Genomic DNA, 21,634 nt, shown 5'->3' with positions numbered 1-21,634 from the left:
CGGTAAAGCCTGAAATTTCGTTACGAGTGACGAGAAATCGGCAAGCGGGAACGCCGGGGCAACGGGCGCCGCATGGGGGAACGCGGCCGGTTGCGAGTGATGCCGTCACGCTCTGGTTTTCAGAGATCGTATTCATGGCAGTCCACTGGCGTAGGGTCGGCAGCCGAGCGCGGTTCGCGCATGGTCATGCGACCGGAATGAATGTCGGGACGGGGTTGTCTCGTACTGCGACGCAAACAACGCCCGTTCGCCTGATTGGCTTCTTTATATCCGAATTTTTCGGTCCGCAATATAAGGGAAAGGCTTAGTGCCGCGTTTGTTGCGCGCCAGCAACCGAAACGACCTGAGGCGCGCGCCGTCGGGCCGGCAATTTCGGTCGACGGGTTTCAGTCGGGCGTTTCAGTCAGCGTTGCAGTCAGCGTTCCGGTCTGCGTCAAGCCTGCCCGACTTCAGCGTCAGTCAGGCGCGCCGAAGGCTTCCATTTTGCTCGCCAGATGGGTCAGCAGGCGATTGGCCGCGCCCGACAGGCGGCGTCCGGCGCGGGTGATCAGGTGGGCCTCCGCACGATTCAGAATGGGATGGTCGATGGCAACGGCGCTCAGTAGGCCGGCGTCGATTTCCTGCGACACGGCGAAGGTGGGCAGGAAGGTCGCGCCGAGCCCGGCCCGCACGAAATGCTTGAGCACCGAGATGGAGTTGGTCGTGACGGCGGCGGCGAGCCGATGCTTCTCGGACTGTTCGGCCAACGCCATCAATTGACGCGTGCCGTACGAGCCATGCATGAGGGCAAGCGGCGTGTCGTACAGCGCGTCCAGCGTCACGGCGCCGGTGGCTTTCGCCTTGGCAACGAGCGCAGAGCCGGGCGCGACGATCGCGTGAACCGGCTGTGCCATTTGCGCCCGGGAGACGATCTTGGACTCGGCGGGCGGGTTGTAGACGAGGCCGATGTCGGCGTCGTCCTCCGCGACAAGGCGCATGACTTCGTTCGTGCCGGCCAGATCGAGCGTCAGGGTGATGTCGGGGTAGCGCTTGCAGAAGTACTGCAACGGCGCGCCCATCAGGTCGCTGACGAAGCCTTCGCCGACGGCGAGCCGGATGTGCCCGCGCCGCAGCCCACGCACTTCCTGCAGTTTGGCGAGCAGGTCTTCCTGGTGGGCGCGTTGTTCGCGGTAGTACTCCATGAGCAGGCGTCCGGCCTGCGTCAGATGCACCCCACGCTTGTGGCGCTCGATCAGCGGCAGGGCCAGTTCCGCCTCGAGCAAGGCGATCTGGCGGCTGACGGCGGAGGGCGCGATGTCGAGTTTGTCGGCGGCCGCGCGCACCGTGCCGCACTGAACGGCCTCGTAGAGATAAGACAGGCGGCTTTCATTGATGGCAGGTGTCATACCCTAAAGACTAATAATTAGAACAAAAATCTTCAAGCGTTGTCATTGAGCGTCCTTTTTTTTCACTCCACACTGCGATGCATGCGGATCGGCCCCGACGCCGGGCAACGAACCCAGGCGAGGCCCGGTGTCGGTGGCCCGATTCCGCGCCAGTTTTGATGCGGCCCGAGCTCACCTGTCGTGACTCGACGGCCCCTCGGAGACACCCGATGATTCCTCCGCGCAATACGCGATTCGGTATCGATCATCCGCTGGTCACCGTGCATGACCACCCGCGGCGCCTGGCGCATTACGCGCGCATGGGCTTCGCGCCGTCGCCGGTGTCGTATCACCCGTGGGGCACCGTTACATCGCTCATGATGTTCGGCGAGAACTTTATCGAACTGATCGGCGTGGACAACGCCGGCAAGTTCGGCGCCCACGCCGTCGGCGACTTCTGCTTCGGACGCTACCTCGGCAGTTTTCTCGCCCGCGAAGAGGGCGTGTCGCTCGTCGCACTCCACAGTCAAGACGCCCGCGCCGACCACGGCCGCCTCGTGCAGGCCGGGCTACGCACGCAAGGCCTGCTCGATTTTCGGCGTGCGATGTGCAAACCCGATGGCACGCCCGACGAGGCCGTCGTCTCGCTCGGCCTGTTCATCGACGAATCGCTGGGCGACGCGTCCAATGTCATCTGTCATCAGCATCGCCCCGACCTGATCTGGATACCCGAGTGGCAACGCCATCCCAATGGGGTGACGGGCATCGTCGGCATTACCTATGTGACGCCGGATGCCGTGTCGCTGCGCGCCCTCGCCACACGCTGGCAGCAACTGTACGGCGCGCGTCACGTCGATCTCTATGAAGGCGGCGCCGTGGCGGACACCGGGTGCGGGGAACTGCGCGCCATGTCGTTGCAGTGGGCCGAAGCGCGTTACGCTGCGGTGGGGCTGCCGATGGCGCAGGGTATGCGTACCCATGCGGTGGCGATCACCCTGCTGGCGCCGGATCTGGCGCACATCGAAGCCTTGTGGCGGGCGCACGGCGTGCCTTACGGCTATAACGAGCATGGGCTGGTGGTCGAACCCGAATTTGCCGGAAACGTGGTGCTGGAGTTCGTGAACCACTAGCGCGGCGATTCCCTGACATATCCACGCGTCGGCCGGATGTCCCGGCGGACGAAGCAACGCGGCGCCGCCCGTGGGGGCGGCGTCATCTTCGCAGTCAATCTGGAGTGAACATGAAAATCATCGGAGTGGTCGGACTGGGCAACATGGGACGCGGCATGGCGCTGTCGTTGCAGCGCGGCGGTTTCACGGTGCTCGGTTTCGACCCGTCGCCGGCTGCCGGCGCCGCGCTGGCCGAGGCCGGGATCGGCCTGCGGGCGTCGGTCGCCGAACTCGCTCGCGAAGCCGACGCCCTGGTGCTGTCGCTACCCACGTCGCAAGTCGTCGAAGCCGTGGTGAACGGTGCCGACGGTATTGCCGCGAACGGCCGTGAAGGCCTGATCGTGGTCGACACGTCGACGGCCGATCCGGAAAGCACGCGCAAGCTGGCGCTCACGTTGCGCGAGAAGGGGATCGCGCTGGTCGACGCGCCGGTGTCGGGTGGCCCGAAGGGCGCACTCAACGGCGCACTCACGATGGTGCTGGGCGGCGCTGCCGACGACATCGCCCGTATCGAACCGGTACTTGCTGCCATGTCGGCCAAGCGGGTGCATATCGGTGACGTGGGCGCAGGTCACGTCACCAAGCTCATCAACAACCTGATGTGCGCCGCGCACCTGGTGGTGGCGGGCGAAGCGATGCGTCTGGCGAAGGCCGCCGGCGTAGCTCCGGAGCAGGTGCTCGAAGGGCTCAATGCCGGTTCGGGCCGCAGCGGCGTGACGCAAACCAACTATCCGACGTGGATTCTCAACGACGCCTTCGACTCCGGTTTCACGATGAAGCTCATGCGCAAGGACGTGCGTCTGGCCATGGCGCTGGCCGAGCAAACGGGTACGCTGGCCACCGGGCCATTGTCGGCCGAAGTCGGCCGACTGTGGGCCGCAAGCGCCGCAAGCGTGGGCGACGACGAAGACTTCAACCGCATCGTGCAGTTCATCGAGCCGGGCCGCGCGTAGCCGAGACGTTCACCCCTGCATTCCTTTTTGTTTGACGACATGACGCGTCGCTGAGGATGCGCTGTCGGTGTATGGCACCGAAGCGACAGCGACAATAGCAACGATAGCGACGCGCCATTCTGTGAGTACGGAGTTTTTCATGGCAGACCAACAAGCCGCCGCTTTGCTCGGCGCATTCGCGAAGTTCTTCCCCAACGCCACCACCCTCGGTTCGTTCGTGAACGGCGAACTGGTCGAAGGCCGCGGCGAGACGTCCATCGAGATCGTCAATCCGGCCACCGGCCAGGCGGTGTTGACCTATCGCGACGCCGGCGCCGATGTCGTGGCGCAAGCCGCCGACGCCGCGCAAGCCGCGCAAAAGACCTGGTGGGCGCTTACGCACGCCGCCCGGGGCCGTGTGATGCAGGCCGTGGGCGCGAAGATTCGCGAACACGCCGAGGCGCTGGCGCAACTCGAATCCATCGGTGCGGGCAAGCCGATCCGCGATTGTCGTGGCGAAGTCGGCAAAGTGGCCGAGATGTTCGAGTATTACGCCGGCTGGACCGACAAGTTCTTCGGCGATGTGATTCCCGTGCCGAGCACGCACCTGAACTACACGCGCCGCGAAGCGATGGGCGTAGTGTTGCAGATCACCCCGTGGAATGCGCCCGTCTTCACTTGTGGCTGGCAGCTGGCGCCCGCCATCGCCATGGGCAACGGCGTGCTGCTCAAGCCCTCGGAACTGACCCCGGCCAGCTCGCTCGTCGTGGCCGCACTGGCCGAGCAGGCTGGCGTGCCGCGCGGTCTCATCAACGTGCTCGCCGGTTACGGCCACACCACGGGCCAAGCCGCGATCTCGCATCCGGTCGTCAAGAAGGTCGTGTTCGTCGGCTCACCGGCCACGGGCAGCAAGATCGCCACGGCCGCCGCGCAGCGTCTGCTGCCGAGCGTGCTGGAGCTGGGGGGCAAGTCGGCCAACATCGTGTTCGACGACGCCGACCTCAAGCGCGCATGCCTGGGCGCACAGGCCGCCATCTTCTCGAGCGCGGGTCAGAGCTGCGTGGCCGGCTCACGTCTGTTGGTGCAACGTGGCGTGTACGACCAGATGATCGACATGCTCGCACGCGGTGCGGAGAAGATCCGCGTGGGCAACCCGCTCGACGACACCACTGAAGTCGGCCCGATCTGCAATCGCACGCAATATCAGCACGTGATGAACATGATCGACGCCGGCGTCGAAGGCGGTGCGCGCCTCGCAGCCGGTTCGCAGCAACGCAGCGAGGGCGGTTTCTTCGTGCGCCCGACCGTGCTGGCCGATGCCAATAACGCCATGGGCGTGGCGCGCACGGAAATCTTCGGTCCGGTGGTGGTGGCGATTCCGTTCGACACCGAGGAGGAGGCGCTGGCGATTGCCAACGATAGCGAATTCGGTCTGGCAGGCGCCGTCTGGACGCAGGATGTGGCCCGCGCGCACCGTGTCGCGTCGCAAGTGAACGCCGGTACGTTCTGGATCAACGGTTACAAGACGATCAACGTCGCGTCGCCCTTCGGTGGCTACCACCACAGCGGTTACGGTCGCTCCAGCGGCGTCGAGGCGCTGTACGAGTACACCCAGACGAAGAGCGTGTGGGTTGAGACGGCCGCCAATCCGGCCACGCCGTTTGGCTACGTCTGAGCCGGGTGAGTCGTTTTGCCTGGGGGCGGCGGCGAGGCGTCGCGTCGCTGCCAACTCCCTCGGCGATGTGCTGCCATCATGCGTTCAGTTCGTGAGAATGTGGTGTGAACGCATCGTAAAAGCGTAGAAAGTGCGCCGGACGCCGGTCGTGAGACCTCGTTCGGCGTGCGACCGTTTCAGCCTGCGGGATTGGCGGCCGAAACGGGGTTTTTGACCGCGTATAATGCCGCCCTCGGGTGGTTCGGCGCGGCGTGCTGTTGCTGTCACCAAGGCGTGCCAACATGGCGGGGTGTACATTCCCGTTGTGTGGGAAAAGTCTGCGGGTCTCGGGGCCTGACGGATGGCGTGCCGAACTTCCTTCATCGCCGAAATGTTCGCCAAAGCGCCGGTTAGCCGGGCGCGTCAGGCATCGGACCGGTTCAATAGCAAGTGCAGTGGAGACCCAGATGGCAGTCATGGAACAAAAAGCGGCCAAGCCGCAAGGGGGCGCCTTCAGCGATGGCGTGCGCCTGTATGTGTGGGCGATCGTGATCCTCGTGATTGCGGAGCTCATCGGTGCGATCAGCATCAAGGCCGGTCACGGCAAGATCGTGTTGTTGCCGATGGTCTGGGCGTTGTTGCTCGGCGCGGCATTGGGCCTGTCGCAAGCGCGTTTGCCGCGCTTCGCGCAGATCGACCTGCCGATGCAGCACAAGGCCGCGGCCATTTTGCAACCGGCGCTGCTGCTGTTCGTCGCCAAGCTGGGTCTGCTCGTGGGCGGCTCGCTGCCCAAGCTCGTGGCCGCCGGGTGGGCGCTCGTGTTCCAGGAGTTCGGCCACTTCGTGGGCACGATCATTCTGGGGCTGCCGGTAGCGCTCATGCTCGGCATCAAGCGTGAGGCCATTGGCGCGACGTTCTCCGTGGGCCGCGAACCGAGCCTCGCGATCATCGGTGAAAAGTACGGCTTCGATTCGCCGGAAGGGCGCGGCGTGCTGGCCGAGTACCTGACAGGCACCATCTTCGGCGCCGTGTTCATTTCGCTGTTCGCCGGTTTCGTCGCCAGCCTGAATCTGTTCCATCCGCACTCGCTCGCCATGGGCGCCGGTGTGGGCTCGGGCTCGATGATGGCGGCCGCTGCCGGCGCCATTGCCGCACAGCAAACGCCGGAAGTCGCCAAGGAAGTCGCCACCTTTGCTGCGGCGTCGAACCTGATCACGACAACCATCGGCACCTACTTCACGTTATTCATCTCGCTGCCGCTCGCCGTCTGGGGCTATCGTGTGATGGAACCGGTGCTGGGTCGCATGAGCAAGCGCGGCCGTGCCAACGCCGAAGCCGCTGCCGTGGAAGACGCCGAAGCCGCCAAGGAACTCAAGGAAGCCAGCAAGGCGCATACCGTTGAAATGAACTTCGGTGCGCGTTTGTTCGCGTGGGTTTTCTCGGGCGCCCTGGCGCTGGTCGGTAACAGCATGGCCTTCAAGACGCCGTTCCTCGACGGCGTGCCCGGCATGCTGATCATCATCGGGGCCGTGATCGTCGGCGAGGTGCTGTACTTCGTCACGCGCCGCAAGGTGCCGGCCGTGTGCTGGGTGTCGCTGATCGCCATGTTCCTGACTTCGCCGGCCTTCCCGTTCGCGCCGGTCGTCGAGCAGTTCACGGGCAAGATCAACTTCCTGGCGCTTGTGACCCCGATGCTGACCTACGCCGGTCTGTCGGTCGCCAAGGATGTGCCGGCATTCCGTCGTCTGGGCTGGCGCATCGTGGTCGTGTCGTTCCTCGCGAACGCCGGCACGTTCCTCGGCGCCGCGATCATCGCCGAGTTCTTCCACGTTTAAGGCGTGGCCGCCAGCGCGCAACGGTGACAGGTTGCGCGCAGCGTGAAAGCCGAAGGGCCGGAACCCGTATCGAACAGGTTCCGGCCCTTCTTGTCTGTGTGGCTTGCGCTGTGGGGACGATCGCCTACGGCTTGGTCGTCGCTGCGTCCGCTTGCTCTCGCTCGTGGTAGTAGCGGCGGAAGAAGCTGCGGATTTCGGCGGGCGAGAGCTTGCCGTCGTGATTGGCGTCGATCTCGTCGAAATGCTGATAAAGGAATGGCTCTGAGGCTGCCGCTTCCTGACGGCTCAGGTACCCGTCACCATCCTTGTCGGCTGCCTTGAAGTAGCGCTCGAACGTTGCCCGGCGAGCCTGCAACTGGCTGCGTTGATAGGCGGCCCATTCGTTGCGGTCGATCCGGCCATCGCGGTTGGTGTCGATGGCATCGAACGAACGTTGCAGGTACAGCCCCAGGGCCGCGTTCTGGTCTGCGGCGTCGCCATAGTCCGGGCCGCTGGTGGGCGGCGGCGGGGGCGGTGACGGTGTCGTCGGCACGACGCCGTTGATCGGCGGGGTGCCCTGCGCAAAGCTCGGCATGGCCGCGAGCGAGAGGGCTGCGGCGCCGGCGCATAGTGTCGCGGCGGCGAGCGCCCGACGACCGAAGCGTCGCTGATCGAGTGCACGGAGCGTTCGAAGCGTACGTTGGCGGAGTGTGTCTTGGGGTGTCATGTCTCGCTTCTCCTTATGTCTTGAGCTATGACGTCGGCAAGGGCCATGGCTTCGACGCCCCGCAAAGGGGCCATCGTGGGACGCCATGGCCGAGATGCCGTGTGAAAGACCGCAGGGATACGACGCGTGGGCGCGAGGCGCCCGCGCGTCGAACACGATCAGCGGCGGTGGCGATCGTCGGTGATGACGTTACCGATCACGCCACCCACCACGGCGCCGCCCACGGTCGTGCCCAGATCGCCGCCCGAGATGAGGGCGCCGCCCAGCGCGCCCACACCGGCGCCCACCGCAGTATTACGGGATTCGCGTGGCGTCATACCGCCGCACCCGGCCAGCGTGCCGATGAGCGCGGCCCCGGCGATGACGGGCGCCGCCGAGCGCGAAAGTTTCGAGATGTGCGAGACCCATCGTTGTTTGGTTTTCATGACGTATGGCTCCTTCAATGGGGCGTTTTGCCCCGGGTAATCGCAGGCCGCACCAACGATCCGGTGCGGTCTGTCATTCACTCACTACCGCTTGCGCGGTGCTGCGCGGTGCTGCCTGGTGCCACGCAATGCCGTGCGATGCACCCTGGGCGCCGCGCCATTCAGCTTTGCGTTGTCCTTGCGCTCAATGCGCGGTCGCCGACCCGTTCTCCGGCACGGGGGCACCGTTGGCAGGATTCGACTCGCGGTACGCCGGCGGCGGTGGCGCATACGGACGGCCCTGCGCGTCGGTCGGGTAGGGGCGGCCGTAACCATCGGTCGGCGGATAAGGGCGACCGTACGCATCGGCGCCTGGCGCGCTTGATGACGGCGGCGCCGCATAGGGGCTGCAAGCGGAACCCGGTGCGTATGGCGGCGGCCCGCAATTGGGCTGCGACGGGTACGACGGATTCGTACTCTCGGGGCCGCGATACGGCAGTCGCGGCTGCGGCGGTGCGTCGTACGCGCAACCCGCCAGCGTGAGCACCATCGTGCTCAGTGCGAGTGCCGCGGATACTTTCGCAACCGCTAACCGCTTGTCGCGTGTCGCCACTCGATTGACAGCCCCTGCATGGTTCACTTTCATCATGACCTCCTCTCGAGAGCGGTGTTCGTCCCGCCCGCCGTCATCATGGATTTACGGAAATTGGACGCAAATTGCGGGTTTTGGATCGCTCGATCTTGTAAGTCTTTGTAATCGCCCGTGAATGCGCCGCATGACGGGCCTTGGCGAGCATGTTGCGGTGCACATCTCATTCGAAAGGTACGATGGACTCCGAATTAATGTAGGAATGCGCTGTCGGCAATGTCTTACATCTGCGCGCTGAGATGGGCAGGTGGGGCACTTCATCGTGCTGCACGCGAGGAGGCAAGGGAGTGAGGAATGGGAGCTCGTGCCCACCGGCGAGGGGCAGCGGTAAGCGGTAAGCGGTAAGCGGTAAGCGGCAAGCGGTAACGCATAGTGCGTACTGGCACTGACGCTCGGCGCGCGCACATCGATGCATATTCGCCGTGGTATTCGCTCGCGTATATGAAATGACCGGCGATGCGAACGTCGTCGGACGCACCAATGCATGACATCGTAATTGTTCAATTTTGAAATATATGCGTATCAAAACTCTCCTCATCGCCTGACCTGCCCGCGTGCGTGGACTGTGCGATCAGACGACGCATAACGCGATGTCTGTCATCGCAAACCACGCGGTATGCGTTGAACTATCGGGAAAGTCCGGGGGAGTGTTTGCGCTTAGTTTTCGCCGCAAGCTGCGTTTGCGCTGGCATACTGTGCGCGCTGACCCTCCCGTCGGCGCTGGTGGAAGTTGAGGGAAGTTGAGAATTTTTGTTTCGAGGTGCCCGGCCCAACCGTGCAGGCTCACATATGCCACAAGTCAAGAAAGAAGACATTCGTCTCGCCATTCTCGAAGCCTCGCATGCCCTGTTTCAGGAACGAGGGTATGTCGACACCACAATGGTGCAGATCGCCAAGCGTGCCGGTATTTCGCACGCGAACATCTACAGCTATTTCACCGCGAAGCTGCAAGTCTTCTTCTGCGTCTACGACAAATGGTTCAAGGCGCGCATTTGCGCGCTCGAAGCCGAGGTGATGGCGCTCCACGGCGCACACGAGCGCATGCGCACACTACTCAACGGCCTGCTGGTCGAGACGCCGAGGCTCGACAATGGCTTCTCGCACAATCTGGTGCAGGCGCTGGCGACCGTGAGTCCTGGCGATCCCTACGATCCGTCGCTGCTCCAGTGGTTTCGGGAACGTCTGTCGGCGATGCTCGCGGCAAGCGCGCCGAGTCTGGCGCGTGACAGCGTGCGGCGGGCGCGTCTGATCGATATGCTCGTGCTGACCTTCGATGGCTGCCTCGTGAACTATCACGTGAACCCCGCCTCGCTGCCGGATGTGGCCATGCTCGAAGAGTACGTGGCGGCGTTCCTGTCGGGGGAGGGCGCACAAGCGTCGCCCTCGACTGAAGCGACTGGGGCGACCGGGGCGACCCAGGTGACCGAAGTGGGCAAGTCCGGTGATTCGGCGTCGATGACGCAGGGAACGGATCCGGTTGCGGCATCCGGTTCCGCGGCGGCGGCCTGACATACCGCCGATGCGATCCCTTCCCTGGGCAGCCCTCAATCTCGGACGAAAGCTCAAGTTTCACCAGCTTCAGGTCTTCGACCGCGTGCTCGAAACGGGGTCGCTCGTGCGCGCCGCCAACGAAACCGGTCTCACGCAGCCCGCGGTGAGCAAGATCGTGCATGAGCTCGAAGCCTGCTTCGAAGGACCGCTCTTCGTACGGAGCAATCGCGGCATGCAGCCCACGGAACTGGGCGAGCTGCTGGGCCACCGCGTGAAGTCGCTCATGGCCGAACTGCGGTATCTGACGGACGAGGTCAACGCGTTTAGCGCGGGCACCAGCGGTCACGTGATCGTCGGCACCCTCATTTCGGCCGCCGCCGATTTGCTGCCACGCACGATTGCCATGCTCAAGGCGCGCACGCCGGGCGTGCTCGTTACCGTGCGGGAGGCCACCACGGCGCAACTGTTCCCGGCGCTGGCGAGCGGCGATCTGGATATCGTCGTCGGCCGGTTGCCGGAGCGCTCGCTGCCGGTGGCCAACGCCTTTGCATTGACGCACGAAATTCTCTTTAACGAATCGCTCAGTGTGATCGGCGGCGAGCGCCACTGGTCGCATTTGCCGGAGCGCGTGCCGCTCGCGCAATTGCGCGAGCAGGCGTGGATTCTGCCGGTGCCCGAGTCGCCCTCGCGCCTGGCCGCAGAGCGACTGTTTCACGATGCCGGACTCGCGCTGCCCGAGGATGTCGTGGAGTCGCTCTCTGTGCTGACCAATATCGGTCTGATGCTCGAGACGCCTCGCGTGGCGCTGATGCCGCGCGCAGCCGCTACGCCGTTCGTGGAATCCGGGTTGCTGCGGGTGCTGGCCGACACGATGCCGGGCAGCTTCGGCGACGTGGGCTATTCGTTGCGCGCCGACAAGTCGCCCAGTCCCGCATGTGCGCGATTCGTGGCGTGTCTGCGCGAGGTGTGCGGACTCGAGCCGTAGCCATTCACCGGTATTTCGGAAAATCAGGTCAAAAGAAAAGGGGCGTACCGACGATCGATCGGTATGCCCCTTTTCGTCGTGGTCCGCCACATGCGCCGGACCACGGCGGCCCCTGCATGATTCAGAGACGCGCGAGCGACGAAACCAGTCCGGGGTTCTGCTGCACGAGCCGGATCAGGCAGGCGGCCTGCGCGTTCGGCCGCGCCCGGCCTTGCTCCCAGTTCTCCAGCGTACGGGGATTCGTGCGCAGGTAATGCGCGAAGACGTTGCGCGACATGCCGAGATGTTTTCGTAACGCCAGCAGTTCGTCGGGAAACACTTCCAGCTTGGGAAGCGGCGTGCGTGGCAACTCCTTGATATTGAGCGGAAGATCCGCAGGCAGACCGTTCTTGACGTGCGCCGGCTCGGCCGGCGGCGGCGCGCCGGTGTCCTGTGAGAGCAGCCAGCGGAAGGGATTCGAAGGCGTGTTCGAGTAAGCCATAGTCCTGACCGGTGTCGTTAGTTGTGGATCGGGAGTGCTTGCAAAGTCAATCAAGCGGAGCCGATTGCACCACAGACTTTTGCTGGGTGCTTTCACAAAACACTCCCGATTTTTGCGTCTGACACCTATCGAGTACTACGCACCTCGTGTAGACGAGGTGCCGTAGAGTGTACGCAGAAATGGGACATATGCGGTCGGACGGCGGCGTCAGACGCCCAGATACGCCTGCAGTTCGGGCAGCGACCGACGCAGCTTCGACGAGTCGCCCTGCCAGGCCACACGGCCTTTGTCGACGATGTAGTGCTGGTCGCCGAGTTCGAGCATCGGCGCCAGATTCTTGTCGATGCACAGGATCGACAGGCCGCTGCCTTTGAGTTGCTTCAGACATTGCCAGATTTCACCGCGAATGAGCGGTGCGAGCCCTTCCGTCGCCTCGTCGAGAATGAGTAATTTCGGATTCGTCATCAATGCACGACCAATGGCGAGCATTTGCTGCTCGCCGCCGGACAGGTTGCTGCCGAGGTTCTTTTCGCGCTCGCGCAGTCGCGGGAAAAGTTCGTAGATACGCGCGAGCGTCCATGGCGAACTCGCCCCGTGACGATTGCCGGCGGTGGCGACGAGGTTCTCGCGCACGGTCAACGTGGGGAAAATCTGTCGGCCTTCGGGCACAAGCCCCATGCCGGCGCGCGCGATGCGGTGCGACGGACTCGCGTGCACCGGCTGTCCATCGAACACGATTTCGCCGCGCGCGGGCCGCATCAGTCCCGTCATCGATTTGACGGTCGTGGACTTGCCCATGCCGTTGCGGCCGAGCAGGGTGACGAACGCGCCGCGCTCGATCTCCAGATGCATGCCGAACAGCGCCTGACTCGCGCCGTAGTACGACTCGACGCCGGACAAAGACAACAAGGTGCTCATGCCGTCGCTCCCAGCATTTCGTTGCGGGTTTCGTCCCCGAGATAGGCTTCGCGAACGCCCGCATCGTTGCGGATCGTATCGGCGTTGCCGCAGGCGATGGCGCGTCCGTACACCAGCACGGTAATGCGATCGGCGAGTGCAAAAACGGCATCCATGTCGTGCTCCACGAGCACGATGGCGTAGTCGCCCTTGAGCTCGGCCAGCAGGTGCGTCATCTGCTCGGACTCCGCCTGCGACATGCCGGCCATCGGCTCGTCGAGCAACAGCAGTTTCGGACGGCCTGCCAGCGCCATCGCCAATTCCAGTTGACGGTGTTCGCCATGCGCCAGTGCGCTGGCCGGCACGTTCATCCGCGCGGCCAGGCCGGTGCGCGCCAGAATCTCGCGAGCCGGCTCGACAAGCGCGGCGTCCCGAATCGCGGGACGCCAGAAACCGAAGCTATGTCCCTGCATCGCCTGCACGGCCACCAGCACGTTCTCCAGCGCAGTGAATTCACGGAATACCGAAGTGATCTGATACGAGCGCGCCAGCCCCGACCGGGCACGTTGCTCGATGGGCATCGACGTGATGTCGTGCCCGTCGAAATGAATGCTGCCTTCGTCGGAGCGCAGCTCGCCCGCCAGTTGGCCGATGAGCGTGCTCTTGCCTGCGCCGTTCGGACCGATGATGGCGTGCAACTCGCCCGGTGCGACGTCGAGACAGAAGTGATCGGTGGCGGTCAGTCCGCCGTAGCGTTTGACCAGTTGGTCGACACGAAGCAGGCTCATGCTTTGCCCTCCACGGCGCGCGTGCGGCGCGAAAGACGCACTTGCAGGTCACCGAGCAGGCCGTAGAGGCCGCGTCGCGACACCAGCACGGCCACGACGATGAGCGGCCCGAAGATGATCATCCAGTGCTCCGTCATGCCCTTGAGCCACTCTTCGATGAGGAGCATGGCCGTGCTGCCGAGCAGCGGCCCGAAGAACGAGCCCAGACCGCCGAGCACCACCATCACGATGAGCTCGCCGGAGGCGGTCCACGCCATGTAGGCCGGCGAAACGAAGTGCGTGAGATTGGCGTAGAGCATGCCGGCGACGCCGCAAACCATCGCGCTGATGATGTAGGCGACGAGCTTGTAGCGCAGCGTCGGGTAGCCGAGCGCGCGCATGCGGCGATCGTTCTGACGCGCACCGCGAATGACCATGCCGAAGCGGGCTTCGACCAGGCGGCGCCCGCCCCACACGCACAGGCACAACACGGCGAACGCCACGTAGTACAGCACGGCGGGGTCGTCCAGCGTCACGCTGCCGAAGCGGCTGCCGGCCGACACGGGCAGGCCGTCATCGCCGCCGTACTGCTTCAGGCTCACCGCGAGGAAGTAAAACATCTGGGCGAACGCGAGCGTAATCATGATGAAGGCGATGCCGGTCGTGCGCAGTGAGAGCAGGCCTGTAATCGCGCCGACAATCGCGCACAACAGCAACGTCGCGCCGAGGTGAACGAAACCGTTGTCGATACCGTGAAAGCCCATGATGCCCACGACGTAGGCGCCGAGACCGAGATACAGCGCGTGGCCGAAGCTGACCATGCCGCCATAGCCGAGAATCAGATCGAGCGAGACGGCGGCGATCGCGAACACCACAATGCGCCCGAACAGGGTGAGGAAGAACGGTTGCTGGGCAAACGTCGCGTAAATGGGAACCAGCGCCAGCAGAACCAGCAGCAGTATCGGCACGGCGGTGCGTAGATTGAGTTTCATTTCCATCGTTTCTCGTTGGCCATCAGCCGTGGGTCAGCCATGTTTTACCGGGAAGAGCCCTTGCGGACGCACCGCAAGCACCGCCGCCATGACCAGATAGATGAGCATCGACGCCAGCGCCGGCCCGGCCGTATCGGCGGTGCTGCGCTCCATCAGGCTGCGCAGCAGCGTGGGCAGGGCGGTACGCCCGACGGTGTCGACCACGCCGACGATCAGCGCTGCGAGAAATGCGCCACGCACCGAACCGATGCCCCCGATCACGATCACGACCATCGTCAGAATCAGGATCGGTTCGCCCATGCCCGGCTGCACCGAGAGGATCGGACCAGCCATCAGCCCGGCAATGCCGGCGAGGATCGCGCCCAGACCGAACAGCAACGAGTTGAGCAGAACGATGTTCACGCCGAGCGCGCCAACCATCTGACGGTGCGTCGAGCCCGCGCGAATCAGCATGCCGATACGCGTGCGGTGAATCAGCAGATAGCAGCCGAGCGCGACCACAAGTCCCACCACGATGATCAGGAAACGATAGGCGGGGTAATCGAGACCGAAGAGGTTCACCGTACCGGACAGCCACTCGGGCACTTCCATGTAATACGGCGACGGGCCCCAGATCATGCGCGCCAGTTCGTTGAAGAACAGAATCAGCCCGAAGGTGGCGAGCACCTGATCGAGGTGATCTCGGTCATAGAGGGTCTTGAGGGCGACGAATTCGACGATCAGGCCGAGCACGAGCATGGCCGGCAGCACCGCAAGCGCCGCGAGCGCGAACGAACCCGTGTGGTTGTAGACGGTCGCGGCGATGAACGCGCCCATCATGTAGAGCGAGCCGTGCGCGAGGTTGACGAAGTTCATGATGCCGAATACCAGCGTCAGTCCGGCCGCCATGAGAAACAGCAACACGCCGAGTTGCAGCCCGTTCAGGCACTGCATGATGAAGAGGGTGAGGCTCATGTCGTCTCCCGGGGCAGGCCCATCTGGCGGAAGATGGCTTGCGTGAGCGGGCTGGCCGCGTCATTGAGCGTGAGCACGATGTCGAAGTGATTGGTCCCCGGCATGGCCACGTACTCGCCGGGGAAGCCCTTTTCACGCCACGCGGCAAGATAATCGTCCGTCTGACGCTTGAACTCGGCCGTCTCCGTCTCGCCGTAGGACACGACGATAGGGCAGCCATGGTCGGGCAAACGGAAGTACGGACTGTTGCGACGCGCATCGTCCGCCGACATCTTCATCCATTCGTTGATGTGCGTGTACGGAATCGGTGTGAGGTCGAAAAGACCGGACAACGGCGCCGCGCCGGCCACGACATGTTCCGGCACGCCATAGTCGGCATGCCATCCCTTCGCGAGGAGCATGCCGACGAGATGACCGCCCGCTGAACTGCCGCAGATGTGGATGCGGCTGGCGTCGCCATGATGCTCGCCGATGTGACGGTGCGTCCACGCCAGCGCGCGGCGCGTCTGATCGACGATCGTGTCGAGCGAGGCGCCGGGGGCGAGCGAGTAGTTGATGGTGACGACGGTGGCGCCGGCACGCACGAACGCGGGCGCCATGTTGCTCGAATCGCTCTTGTTCAGCGCACGCCAGTAGCCGCCGTGAACGAAGAAAAACACCGGCGCGCCGGGCTCGGCGGCGGGAAAGATATCGAGTGTTTCGTCGGGGTGGTCCCCATAGGCAACATCCAGAACGCAAGGCACGGTGGCGCGGGCGTGGGCGCTTTGCTCGGCGTACTGCGTCAGGATATCGAGAATGTTGGGCGTGGTGGCGCGAGCGTTGTACTGAACGTCCAGCTCGGCGTCGTCGAAATTGCGGTAGCGCTTCATAAAGCCTCGGCAAAGCTCAAATACAGAGCTCAATGACAGAGCTCAAAGACGGCGGGGGCCGATTGCCCCCGCCTTGCAACGGCCGGCGACTTACGAACGGATCTTGCACATCGACGCCAGGTTGGCGCGCGTCTTGATATCGATCTGTCCCTTGTTGGCAAACGCCGCGCCGCTGGCGTCCTTCACGACATCCACGCGATAAAACGGTGCGATCGGGAACTGGTTGCTGGCGAATTTGAACGAGCCGCGCACGGACTGGAAGTCGGCGGCCTTGAGCGCTGCGCGCAGCGCTTCACGGTCGGCCACGCTGCCCTTGGTCTTCGTGAGGGCGGAGTCGATGAGGTTGGCGGCGTCGTACGATTGCGCCGCATACATCGACGGCACGCGGTTGTACTTCTTCTGGAAGGCCGCAACGAATTGCTTGTTCTGTGCGTTATCGAGATCCGGCGAGTAGGGGGCGCTGGTGATGCTGCCGATCGCCTGTTCCTTGAGCGCGGGCAGGGTCGAGCCGTCGATGGTCGACACGGAGATGAGCGGAATCTTGCCCAGCAGACCGGCCTGGCGGTATTGCTTGACGAAGTTCACGCCCATGCCGCCCGGATAGAACACATAGACGGCGTCCGGTTTGGCGGCCTGGAGCTGGGCGATTTCCGCCGAGTAATCGGGCTGGTTGACCTGCGTGTAGACCTCATCGACGATCTGGCCCTTGTAGTCGCGCTTGAAGCCGTTCACGGCGTCGCGCCCGGCCTGGTAGTTCGGGGCCATCACGTACATCTTCTTGTAGCCGAGATTGGTCGATAGCTGACCGCCGGCTTCGTGCAGTTCGTCGTTATCCCACGATGTCGAGAAGAAGTTTGGCGAGCATTGCTCCCCTGCAATGGGCGCCGGGCCGGCATTCGAGCCGACCATGACCACGCCCGCGTTCGTCACGTTCTTGTGAATGGCCATCATCACGTTCGAGAACGTCACGCCGGTGATGAGTTGCACCTTGTCGCGCTCCACCAGCTTTTGCGCCGCCTGCACGCCGACGTCGGGCTTGAGCTGATCGTCTTCCTTGATTACCTGCACCGGCACGCCGCCGAGCTTGCCGCCCTTTTGCTCGATGGCGAGCATGAACGCGTCGTACTGGTCCTGGCCGAGCGCGCCGCCCGGACCGGAGAGCGTGCCGATGAAGCCGATCTTCACCTGCGCGTATGCGCCGCCGGACGCGAGCATCGCCGCGGCTGCGGCGACGGCGCCAAGGACTGCGATGGCCTTGCGTTGCGTGGTCTTCGTTCCCGTCATCATGGTCTCCAAACTATGAATTCAAGCACTGTCATCTGTGGACTCGCGCCGGGACACCTGACCGCTTCTTCACGTCGGTCATCGTGGGCCAGGCGCGTCAGACTATTTCAAATCTTAGCCAATTGTTTAAGCATCAAGTATTTCAGGGTCCAGCCTAAACGACGCCTATTGCGTAGGCAAGCGTTTTCAAAAACACTTCGGGAAAGCACCAGTTACAGCCCGAAGAACTCGAGGGCATTCCCGGCCAGAATGCGGTGTCGGGCGGCGTCGTCCAGCCCGGGCTGCTGCGCGACCAGTTGGCCGATGTCCTGTTCGCCGAGCGGGAACGGATGGTCCGAGCCAAGCATGATGCGCTCGGCACCCATCGTATCGACGAGCAGGCGCAGGGCGCGCGGGTCGAACACGGCGCTGTCGACGTAGAAGCGCTCGAGATAGTGCGACGGCGGGTGGGGGCTGTCGGCGCGCACGATATCGCGGCAATGCCAGGCGTTTTCCGCACGCCCGAGCAGGTACGGGAACGCGCCGCCACCGTGCGCGAAGCATAGCTTGAGCGAGCGCGGCAGACGCTCGAATGCCCCGGACAGGATCAGCGACAGGATGGAGAGTTGCGTCTCGGCCGGCATGGCCACGAGCCACGGCATCATCCATTTCTTCATGCGGCCGTCGGTCATCATGTCCCACGGATGCACGAGCACCGGAATGTGCTCGTTGCCGCAGTGCCGCAAAAACGCCACGAGTTGTTCGTCGTCCAGATCCTTTTCGCCGAGATGGTTGCCGATCTGCACGCCCACGTGACCGGTGGCCTTGGCGCGAGAGGCTTCCGCGCAGGCCAGGTCGAGGTCCTGGAGCGGCACCTGCGCCATGGCCTTCAGACGGTGGGGCGCATAGGCGCAATGCTCCAGCGCGAGGTCGTTCATGCGCTGCACCCAGTCCATGACGGCGTGGCCGTCGTAGCGGTAGCCGAACATGATGGGCGTGGCGCACACGACTTGCAGGTCGACGCCGTGGCGGTCGAGTTCTTCGACGCGCAATGCCGGATCCCACAGCGCGCGGTAGACCGGTCGGAAGGCGCGATTGTCGAGCATGATGTTGCCGGTCTCGCCGCCTTCGTCGATGCGCAGCCACGGGGCGGTGGCGGCGTCCAGACGGGCCGCTTCCTCCTGCGCGATGCGCGGGAAGAAGTGGGCGTGCATGTCGATTTTCTTCATGACGTGAGGTGTGATGGGTGTTGAGTGCGAGGCGACAGGAGACGGGCGACAGGCGATAGCTCAGGCGGCCGTCGTGGTCTTGGGCTGGGCTGCGCGCCCCGGGTGAATCTCGCCGCAGTTCGGACACCGGCGCAGCGATTCGTCGCCGTAGAAGGCCTCGAACAGCGGCGGCAGATCCTTCACGATGCTCTTGAGCTGGACTTCCACGCGATGGACCTGCGCGTTGCAGTTCAGGCAGTACCACTCGAAGCCGTCGAGGAGTCCTGCGGGGCGTTGACGCTCGATCACCAGACACAGGCTGCCGTCTTCCGGGCGCTGCGGCGAGTGACGCACGTGCGGCGGCAGCAGGAAGATGTCGCCCTCCTTGAGATCCACCCGCTCGGGGCGGCCGTCGATCCACAGATTGACCCAGGCGTTGCCCTTGAACTGATAGAAAAACTCTTCGAGCGGGTCGTCGTGATAGTCGGTGCGGTGGTTCGGTCCGCCCACGACCGTCACGATGAAGTCGCTGTCCTGCCAGACTTGCTGGTTGCCCACGGGCGGCTTGAGCAAATGCGCGTGATCGTCGATCCAGCGCTGGAAATTGAAGGGCTTGCCATACGTCAACATGCTGTCTCCTGGGTCATGCCGCGTCGGATGTCGGTGGGAGGGCCAAGCGTTCAGCGTGCGCGCGGCGCGTACGCCACGCACTTGATTTCGATGAGCAGCAACGGGTGCGGCAGTTGATGCACGGCGACCGTCGTGCGCGTCGGGCCGTTCTCGTCGAAATATTCGCCGTACACCGCGTTGTAGCCGCCGAAGTCGTTCATGTTCACGAGGAACGAACTCACTTCGACCACGTCCGCGAGTGTCGCGCCTTCGCTGGCGAGAATATCGCGAATGTTCTCGATCACCGCGCGGGTCTGCTCGCGAATGTCGAGTTGCGTCACCCCCAGCGCATCGACCTGTGCGCCGGCGTACGAGTTGTCGGGACGGCGCGAGCTGGTGCCCGAGACGAACAGAAAGTCGCCGGCACGCTTGATATGCGGAAATTTGCCGCGCGGCTTGGCTTTGCCTTCGACCACACGGGCCTGGGTGTCTTGCGATGCGCTCATGGTGTGACGTCTTCCGTGTTGGCTTGAATGGGGTTGTCCGGGGGTGTCCGGACGTGTCCGGACGGCGCGCGGGTGCGACAACCTCGACCCCCATCGAGATTGCCGCACCGTCGCCTCACAGCTTGATGCAGATGTTCGTGATTTCCGAGTAAAAATCGAGCGAGTGGCGTCCGCCTTCGCGCCCCAGCCCGGAGAGCTTCACGCCGCCGAACGGCGTGCGCAGGTCGCGCAGGAACCAGGTGTTGACCCACACGAGCCCGGTCTGGAACTGACGCGCCACGCGATGCGCGCGCGACAGGTTGGTGGTCCACACGCACCCGGCGAGACCGTAATCGCTGTCGTTCACGCGGCGGATCACTTCGTCCTCGCTGTCGAACGGCGCGATGTGGCACACCGGGCCGAAGATTTCCTCGCGCACGCAACGTGCCGTGTCGGGCAAGTCGGTCCAGACGGTGGGCTGCACGAAGGCGCCCTCGTCGCGCGCGTCGCCGAAGCTCGGCACGCCGCCGCCGGTCACGACCGTCGCCCCTTCTTCGACGGCGAGGCGATAGTACGAGAGGACCTTCTCGCGATGCTTGCGAGAAACGAGCGGACCCATTTGCACGCCGTCGGCGTCGGGGGCATCGATGCGCAGCGCAGCGGCGCGTTCGGCAAGGGCTGCGACGAATTTGTCGAAGATCGGGCGCTCGACGTAGACACGCTCCGAGCACAGGCACACCTGGCCCGCGTTCGTGAACGACGAGCGGACCACGCCGTCCACGGCCTTTTCGAAGTCGGCGTCGGCGAATACCACGGCGGCGTTCTTGCCGCCGAGTTCGAACGAGATTTCTTTCACACCGTCGGCCACGGCTTTCATGATGGCGCTGCCGGTGCGCGATTCGCCGGTGAAGGTGATCGCGGCCACGTCCGGGTGCTTCGTGAGGAATTCTCCGGCCGAGTCGGGACCGAAGCCGTGCACGAGATTGAAGACGCCGGGCGGCACGCCTGCGGCGTCCATGACTTCGGCCAGCAGCGTGGCCGACGAGGGCGTTTCTTCGGACGGCTTGGCGACCACGCAGTTGCCCATCGCCAGCGCCGGGGCGACTTTCCACGTGAAGAGCAGCAGGGGCAGGTTCCACGGCGAGATGATGCCGATCACGCCGAGCGGCTTGCGCGTGACGTAGTTCATCACGTCGTCGCCGTCGGCCGCGCGCATTTCGTACATCTCGCTGCCTGCGGTCTTGACGAGGTCCGCAAACATGCGGAAGTTGGCGATGCCACGGGCGATGTCGAGCGTGCGCGCCTGTTCGATCGGGCGACCGGTGTCGGCGACTTCGGCGGCGACGAAATCGTCGAAGCGCGCCTGAATGCCGTCGGCGATACGATGCAGCACGGCAGCGCGCTCGGCGGGCGTGGTCTTGCCCCAGGGGCCTTCGTGCAGCGCGCGACGCGCGGCGCTTACCGCGCGGTCCACCGTCGCGGCGTCGGCTTCGCAGACCTTCGCGACGAGCCGCCCGTCCACCGGGCTGAGGTTATCGAACTGGCGGTCGGTGGCGACGAACGCGCCATCCACGTAATGCCGCAGCAGCGGCGCAGTCGCAAGGCTCACGAGATCTCCTGGAGCTAAGTATTTTCCGGCGGGGCGGCAGGCGAGCGCGGCGGTTCGCACCACGGCATGCACGCCGAATGCTCACCAGTCTAGGCATCCGTCGATATAAAAAATAATGAATTGTGCGTGATCGTCTATTCCTGAATGGAATAGACGATCACGCGGTGACGTGTGCAGAGGAAAAATGTGCGATGTCTGAGAGGACATCGAGGCGCATCCCGACGATTCGCTGGGACACTCCCCGACCCGCATCGGGGGCGGACCGGAAACCGAAGGATCGCGATGGCGCCTGAAAGTGATGTGCCGCATAG

At 64.2% G+C, this 21,634-nt stretch carries 21 protein-coding genes; 6 read left to right on the top strand and 15 right to left on the bottom strand.

The window, feature by feature from the left end; all coding sequences use genetic code 11:
- Positions 1-455: 455 nt before the first annotated feature.
- Positions 456-1,385, bottom strand: a complete 930-nt coding sequence (locus tag UC34_RS17120) for a LysR family transcriptional regulator (RefSeq protein WP_044456507.1) — start codon at positions 1,383-1,385, stop codon at positions 456-458.
- A 209-nt stretch (positions 1,386-1,594) separates the two neighbouring features.
- Here UC34_RS17120 and UC34_RS17115 point away from each other — a divergent pair, with 209 nt between their 5' ends.
- The 4 genes from UC34_RS17115 (at position 1,595) to UC34_RS17100 (ending at position 6,954) form a co-directional block, all read left to right on the top strand.
- Positions 1,595-2,494: a VOC family protein gene (locus UC34_RS17115; protein ID WP_044456505.1), complete on the top strand. Its 900-nt coding sequence runs from the start codon at positions 1,595-1,597 to the stop codon at positions 2,492-2,494.
- Positions 2,455-3,486 carry an NAD(P)-dependent oxidoreductase gene (locus UC34_RS17110; RefSeq protein ID WP_335645763.1) on the top strand — a complete coding sequence of 344 codons (1,032 nt, stop codon included), beginning with the start codon at positions 2,455-2,457 and terminating at the stop codon, positions 3,484-3,486. The genes UC34_RS17115 and UC34_RS17110 overlap by 40 nt, the downstream gene beginning before the upstream one ends.
- Positions 3,487-3,625: 139 nt before the next feature.
- Positions 3,626-5,140: an aldehyde dehydrogenase family protein gene (locus UC34_RS17105; protein ID WP_044456503.1), complete on the top strand. Its 1,515-nt coding sequence runs from the start codon at positions 3,626-3,628 to the stop codon at positions 5,138-5,140.
- A gap of 446 nt (positions 5,141-5,586) precedes the next feature.
- Positions 5,587-6,954: a DUF3100 domain-containing protein gene (locus UC34_RS17100; RefSeq protein WP_157123224.1), complete on the top strand. Its 1,368-nt coding sequence runs from the start codon at positions 5,587-5,589 to the stop codon at positions 6,952-6,954.
- Positions 6,955-7,078: 124 nt separating this feature from the next.
- Here the strand turns inward: UC34_RS17100 and UC34_RS17095 are convergent, their stop codons facing one another.
- The 3 genes from UC34_RS17095 to UC34_RS17085 all read right to left on the bottom strand — a co-directional run bounded on the left by UC34_RS17095 (position 7,079) and on the right by UC34_RS17085 (position 8,713).
- On the bottom strand, positions 7,079-7,660 hold the full coding sequence (locus UC34_RS17095; RefSeq protein WP_052811107.1) for an EF-hand domain-containing protein: 582 nt from the start codon (positions 7,658-7,660) through the stop codon (positions 7,079-7,081).
- A gap of 158 nt (positions 7,661-7,818) precedes the next feature.
- On the bottom strand, positions 7,819-8,085 hold the full coding sequence (locus tag UC34_RS17090) for a glycine zipper 2TM domain-containing protein (RefSeq protein ID WP_237165136.1): 267 nt from the start codon (positions 8,083-8,085) through the stop codon (positions 7,819-7,821).
- A 184-nt stretch (positions 8,086-8,269) separates the two neighbouring features.
- Positions 8,270-8,713, bottom strand: a complete 444-nt coding sequence (locus tag UC34_RS17085; protein ID WP_044456501.1) for a hypothetical protein — start codon at positions 8,711-8,713, stop codon at positions 8,270-8,272.
- Positions 8,714-9,502: 789 nt separating this feature from the next.
- Between UC34_RS17085 and UC34_RS17080 the strand changes: the two genes are divergently transcribed.
- Both UC34_RS17080 and UC34_RS17075 read left to right on the top strand, forming a co-directional pair.
- On the top strand, positions 9,503-10,222 hold the full coding sequence (locus UC34_RS17080) for a TetR/AcrR family transcriptional regulator (RefSeq protein ID WP_052811106.1): 720 nt from the start codon (positions 9,503-9,505) through the stop codon (positions 10,220-10,222).
- A gap of 10 nt (positions 10,223-10,232) precedes the next feature.
- Positions 10,233-11,189 carry a LysR substrate-binding domain-containing protein gene (locus UC34_RS17075; protein WP_044456499.1) on the top strand — a complete coding sequence of 319 codons (957 nt, stop codon included), beginning with the start codon at positions 10,233-10,235 and terminating at the stop codon, positions 11,187-11,189.
- Between the two features lie 121 nt (positions 11,190-11,310).
- Here UC34_RS17075 and UC34_RS17070 read toward each other — a convergent pair whose 3' ends face one another.
- The 11 genes from UC34_RS17070 to UC34_RS17020 form a co-directional block, all read right to left on the bottom strand.
- Positions 11,311-11,670, bottom strand: a complete 360-nt coding sequence (locus UC34_RS17070) for a helix-turn-helix domain-containing protein (protein WP_017234237.1) — start codon at positions 11,668-11,670, stop codon at positions 11,311-11,313.
- Positions 11,671-11,877: 207 nt separating this feature from the next.
- Positions 11,878-12,588: an ABC transporter ATP-binding protein gene (locus tag UC34_RS17065; RefSeq protein ID WP_044456498.1), complete on the bottom strand. Its 711-nt coding sequence runs from the start codon at positions 12,586-12,588 to the stop codon at positions 11,878-11,880.
- Complete coding sequence (locus tag UC34_RS17060) at positions 12,585-13,355, bottom strand: ABC transporter ATP-binding protein (protein WP_044456497.1); 771 nt, start codon at positions 13,353-13,355, stop codon at positions 12,585-12,587. The genes UC34_RS17065 and UC34_RS17060 overlap by 4 nt, the downstream gene beginning before the upstream one ends.
- Positions 13,352-14,326 (bottom strand): branched-chain amino acid ABC transporter permease, encoded by a 975-nt coding sequence (locus UC34_RS17055; RefSeq protein WP_044458316.1) that lies wholly within the window; start codon positions 14,324-14,326, stop codon positions 13,352-13,354. The genes UC34_RS17060 and UC34_RS17055 overlap by 4 nt, the downstream gene beginning before the upstream one ends.
- A 33-nt stretch (positions 14,327-14,359) precedes the next feature.
- Entirely contained in the window at positions 14,360-15,280 is a 921-nt protein-coding gene (locus UC34_RS17050) for a branched-chain amino acid ABC transporter permease (protein WP_044456496.1), read from the bottom strand.
- A complete protein-coding gene (locus tag UC34_RS17045; RefSeq protein WP_044456495.1) occupies positions 15,277-16,149 on the bottom strand; it encodes an alpha/beta hydrolase in 873 nt (290 codons plus the stop codon). Before UC34_RS17045 ends, UC34_RS17050 begins: the two co-directional genes overlap by 4 nt.
- A 90-nt stretch (positions 16,150-16,239) precedes the next feature.
- Positions 16,240-17,433, bottom strand: coding sequence for an ABC transporter substrate-binding protein (locus UC34_RS17040; RefSeq protein WP_044456494.1), 1,194 nt, complete (start codon positions 17,431-17,433; stop codon positions 16,240-16,242).
- 212 nt (positions 17,434-17,645) lie between these two features.
- Positions 17,646-18,641, bottom strand: coding sequence for an amidohydrolase family protein (locus tag UC34_RS17035; RefSeq protein WP_044456493.1), 996 nt, complete (start codon positions 18,639-18,641; stop codon positions 17,646-17,648).
- A 60-nt stretch (positions 18,642-18,701) separates the two neighbouring features.
- Positions 18,702-19,250 (bottom strand): 3-hydroxyanthranilate 3,4-dioxygenase, encoded by a 549-nt coding sequence (locus UC34_RS17030; RefSeq protein WP_044456492.1) that lies wholly within the window; start codon positions 19,248-19,250, stop codon positions 18,702-18,704.
- Between the two features lie 50 nt (positions 19,251-19,300).
- Positions 19,301-19,735 carry a RidA family protein gene (locus UC34_RS17025; RefSeq protein ID WP_044456491.1) on the bottom strand — a complete coding sequence of 145 codons (435 nt, stop codon included), beginning with the start codon at positions 19,733-19,735 and terminating at the stop codon, positions 19,301-19,303.
- Positions 19,736-19,850: 115 nt separating this feature from the next.
- Positions 19,851-21,323 (bottom strand): 2-hydroxymuconic semialdehyde dehydrogenase, encoded by a 1,473-nt coding sequence (locus UC34_RS17020; RefSeq protein ID WP_044456489.1) that lies wholly within the window; start codon positions 21,321-21,323, stop codon positions 19,851-19,853.
- Positions 21,324-21,634: the final 311 nt, after the last annotated feature.

Origin of the sequence: Pandoraea vervacti, from assembly GCF_000934605.2 — a bacterium.
GTDB classification, from domain to species: Bacteria; Pseudomonadota; Gammaproteobacteria; order Burkholderiales; family Burkholderiaceae; genus Pandoraea; species Pandoraea vervacti.
Note: the sequence above shows the minus strand (reverse complement) of the source record. Positions and strands in the feature narration are given on the sequence as shown.

Bases quoted from the DNA above. Each gene is read 5' to 3' on its own strand.
- UC34_RS17115 (WP_044456505.1), top strand. From the start codon at position 1,595: ATGATTCCTCCGCGCAATACGCGATTCGGTATCGATCATCCGCTGGTC.
- UC34_RS17105 (WP_044456503.1), top strand. From the start codon at position 3,626: ATGGCAGACCAACAAGCCGCCGCTTTGCTCGGCGCATTCGCGAAGTTC.
- UC34_RS17040 (WP_044456494.1), bottom strand. From the start codon at position 17,433: ATGACGGGAACGAAGACCACGCAACGCAAGGCCATCGCAGTCCTTGGC.
- UC34_RS17025 (WP_044456491.1), bottom strand. From the start codon at position 19,735: ATGAGCGCATCGCAAGACACCCAGGCCCGTGTGGTCGAAGGCAAAGCC.
- UC34_RS17055 (WP_044458316.1), bottom strand. From the start codon at position 14,326: ATGAAACTCAATCTACGCACCGCCGTGCCGATACTGCTGCTGGTTCTG.
- UC34_RS17060 (WP_044456497.1), bottom strand. From the start codon at position 13,355: ATGAGCCTGCTTCGTGTCGACCAACTGGTCAAACGCTACGGCGGACTG.
- UC34_RS17120 (WP_044456507.1), bottom strand. From the start codon at position 1,385: ATGACACCTGCCATCAATGAAAGCCGCCTGTCTTATCTCTACGAGGCC.
- UC34_RS17045 (WP_044456495.1), bottom strand. From the start codon at position 16,149: ATGAAGCGCTACCGCAATTTCGACGACGCCGAGCTGGACGTTCAGTAC.
- UC34_RS17095 (WP_052811107.1), bottom strand. From the start codon at position 7,660: ATGACACCCCAAGACACACTCCGCCAACGTACGCTTCGAACGCTCCGT.
- UC34_RS17065 (WP_044456498.1), bottom strand. From the start codon at position 12,588: ATGAGCACCTTGTTGTCTTTGTCCGGCGTCGAGTCGTACTACGGCGCG.
- UC34_RS17090 (WP_237165136.1), bottom strand. From the start codon at position 8,085: ATGAAAACCAAACAACGATGGGTCTCGCACATCTCGAAACTTTCGCGC.
- UC34_RS17100 (WP_157123224.1), top strand. From the start codon at position 5,587: ATGGCAGTCATGGAACAAAAAGCGGCCAAGCCGCAAGGGGGCGCCTTC.
- UC34_RS17080 (WP_052811106.1), top strand. From the start codon at position 9,503: ATGCCACAAGTCAAGAAAGAAGACATTCGTCTCGCCATTCTCGAAGCC.
- UC34_RS17075 (WP_044456499.1), top strand. From the start codon at position 10,233: ATGCGATCCCTTCCCTGGGCAGCCCTCAATCTCGGACGAAAGCTCAAG.
- UC34_RS17030 (WP_044456492.1), bottom strand. From the start codon at position 19,250: ATGTTGACGTATGGCAAGCCCTTCAATTTCCAGCGCTGGATCGACGAT.
- UC34_RS17050 (WP_044456496.1), bottom strand. From the start codon at position 15,280: ATGAGCCTCACCCTCTTCATCATGCAGTGCCTGAACGGGCTGCAACTC.
- UC34_RS17035 (WP_044456493.1), bottom strand. From the start codon at position 18,641: ATGAAGAAAATCGACATGCACGCCCACTTCTTCCCGCGCATCGCGCAG.
- UC34_RS17085 (WP_044456501.1), bottom strand. From the start codon at position 8,713: ATGATGAAAGTGAACCATGCAGGGGCTGTCAATCGAGTGGCGACACGC.
- UC34_RS17070 (WP_017234237.1), bottom strand. From the start codon at position 11,670: ATGGCTTACTCGAACACGCCTTCGAATCCCTTCCGCTGGCTGCTCTCA.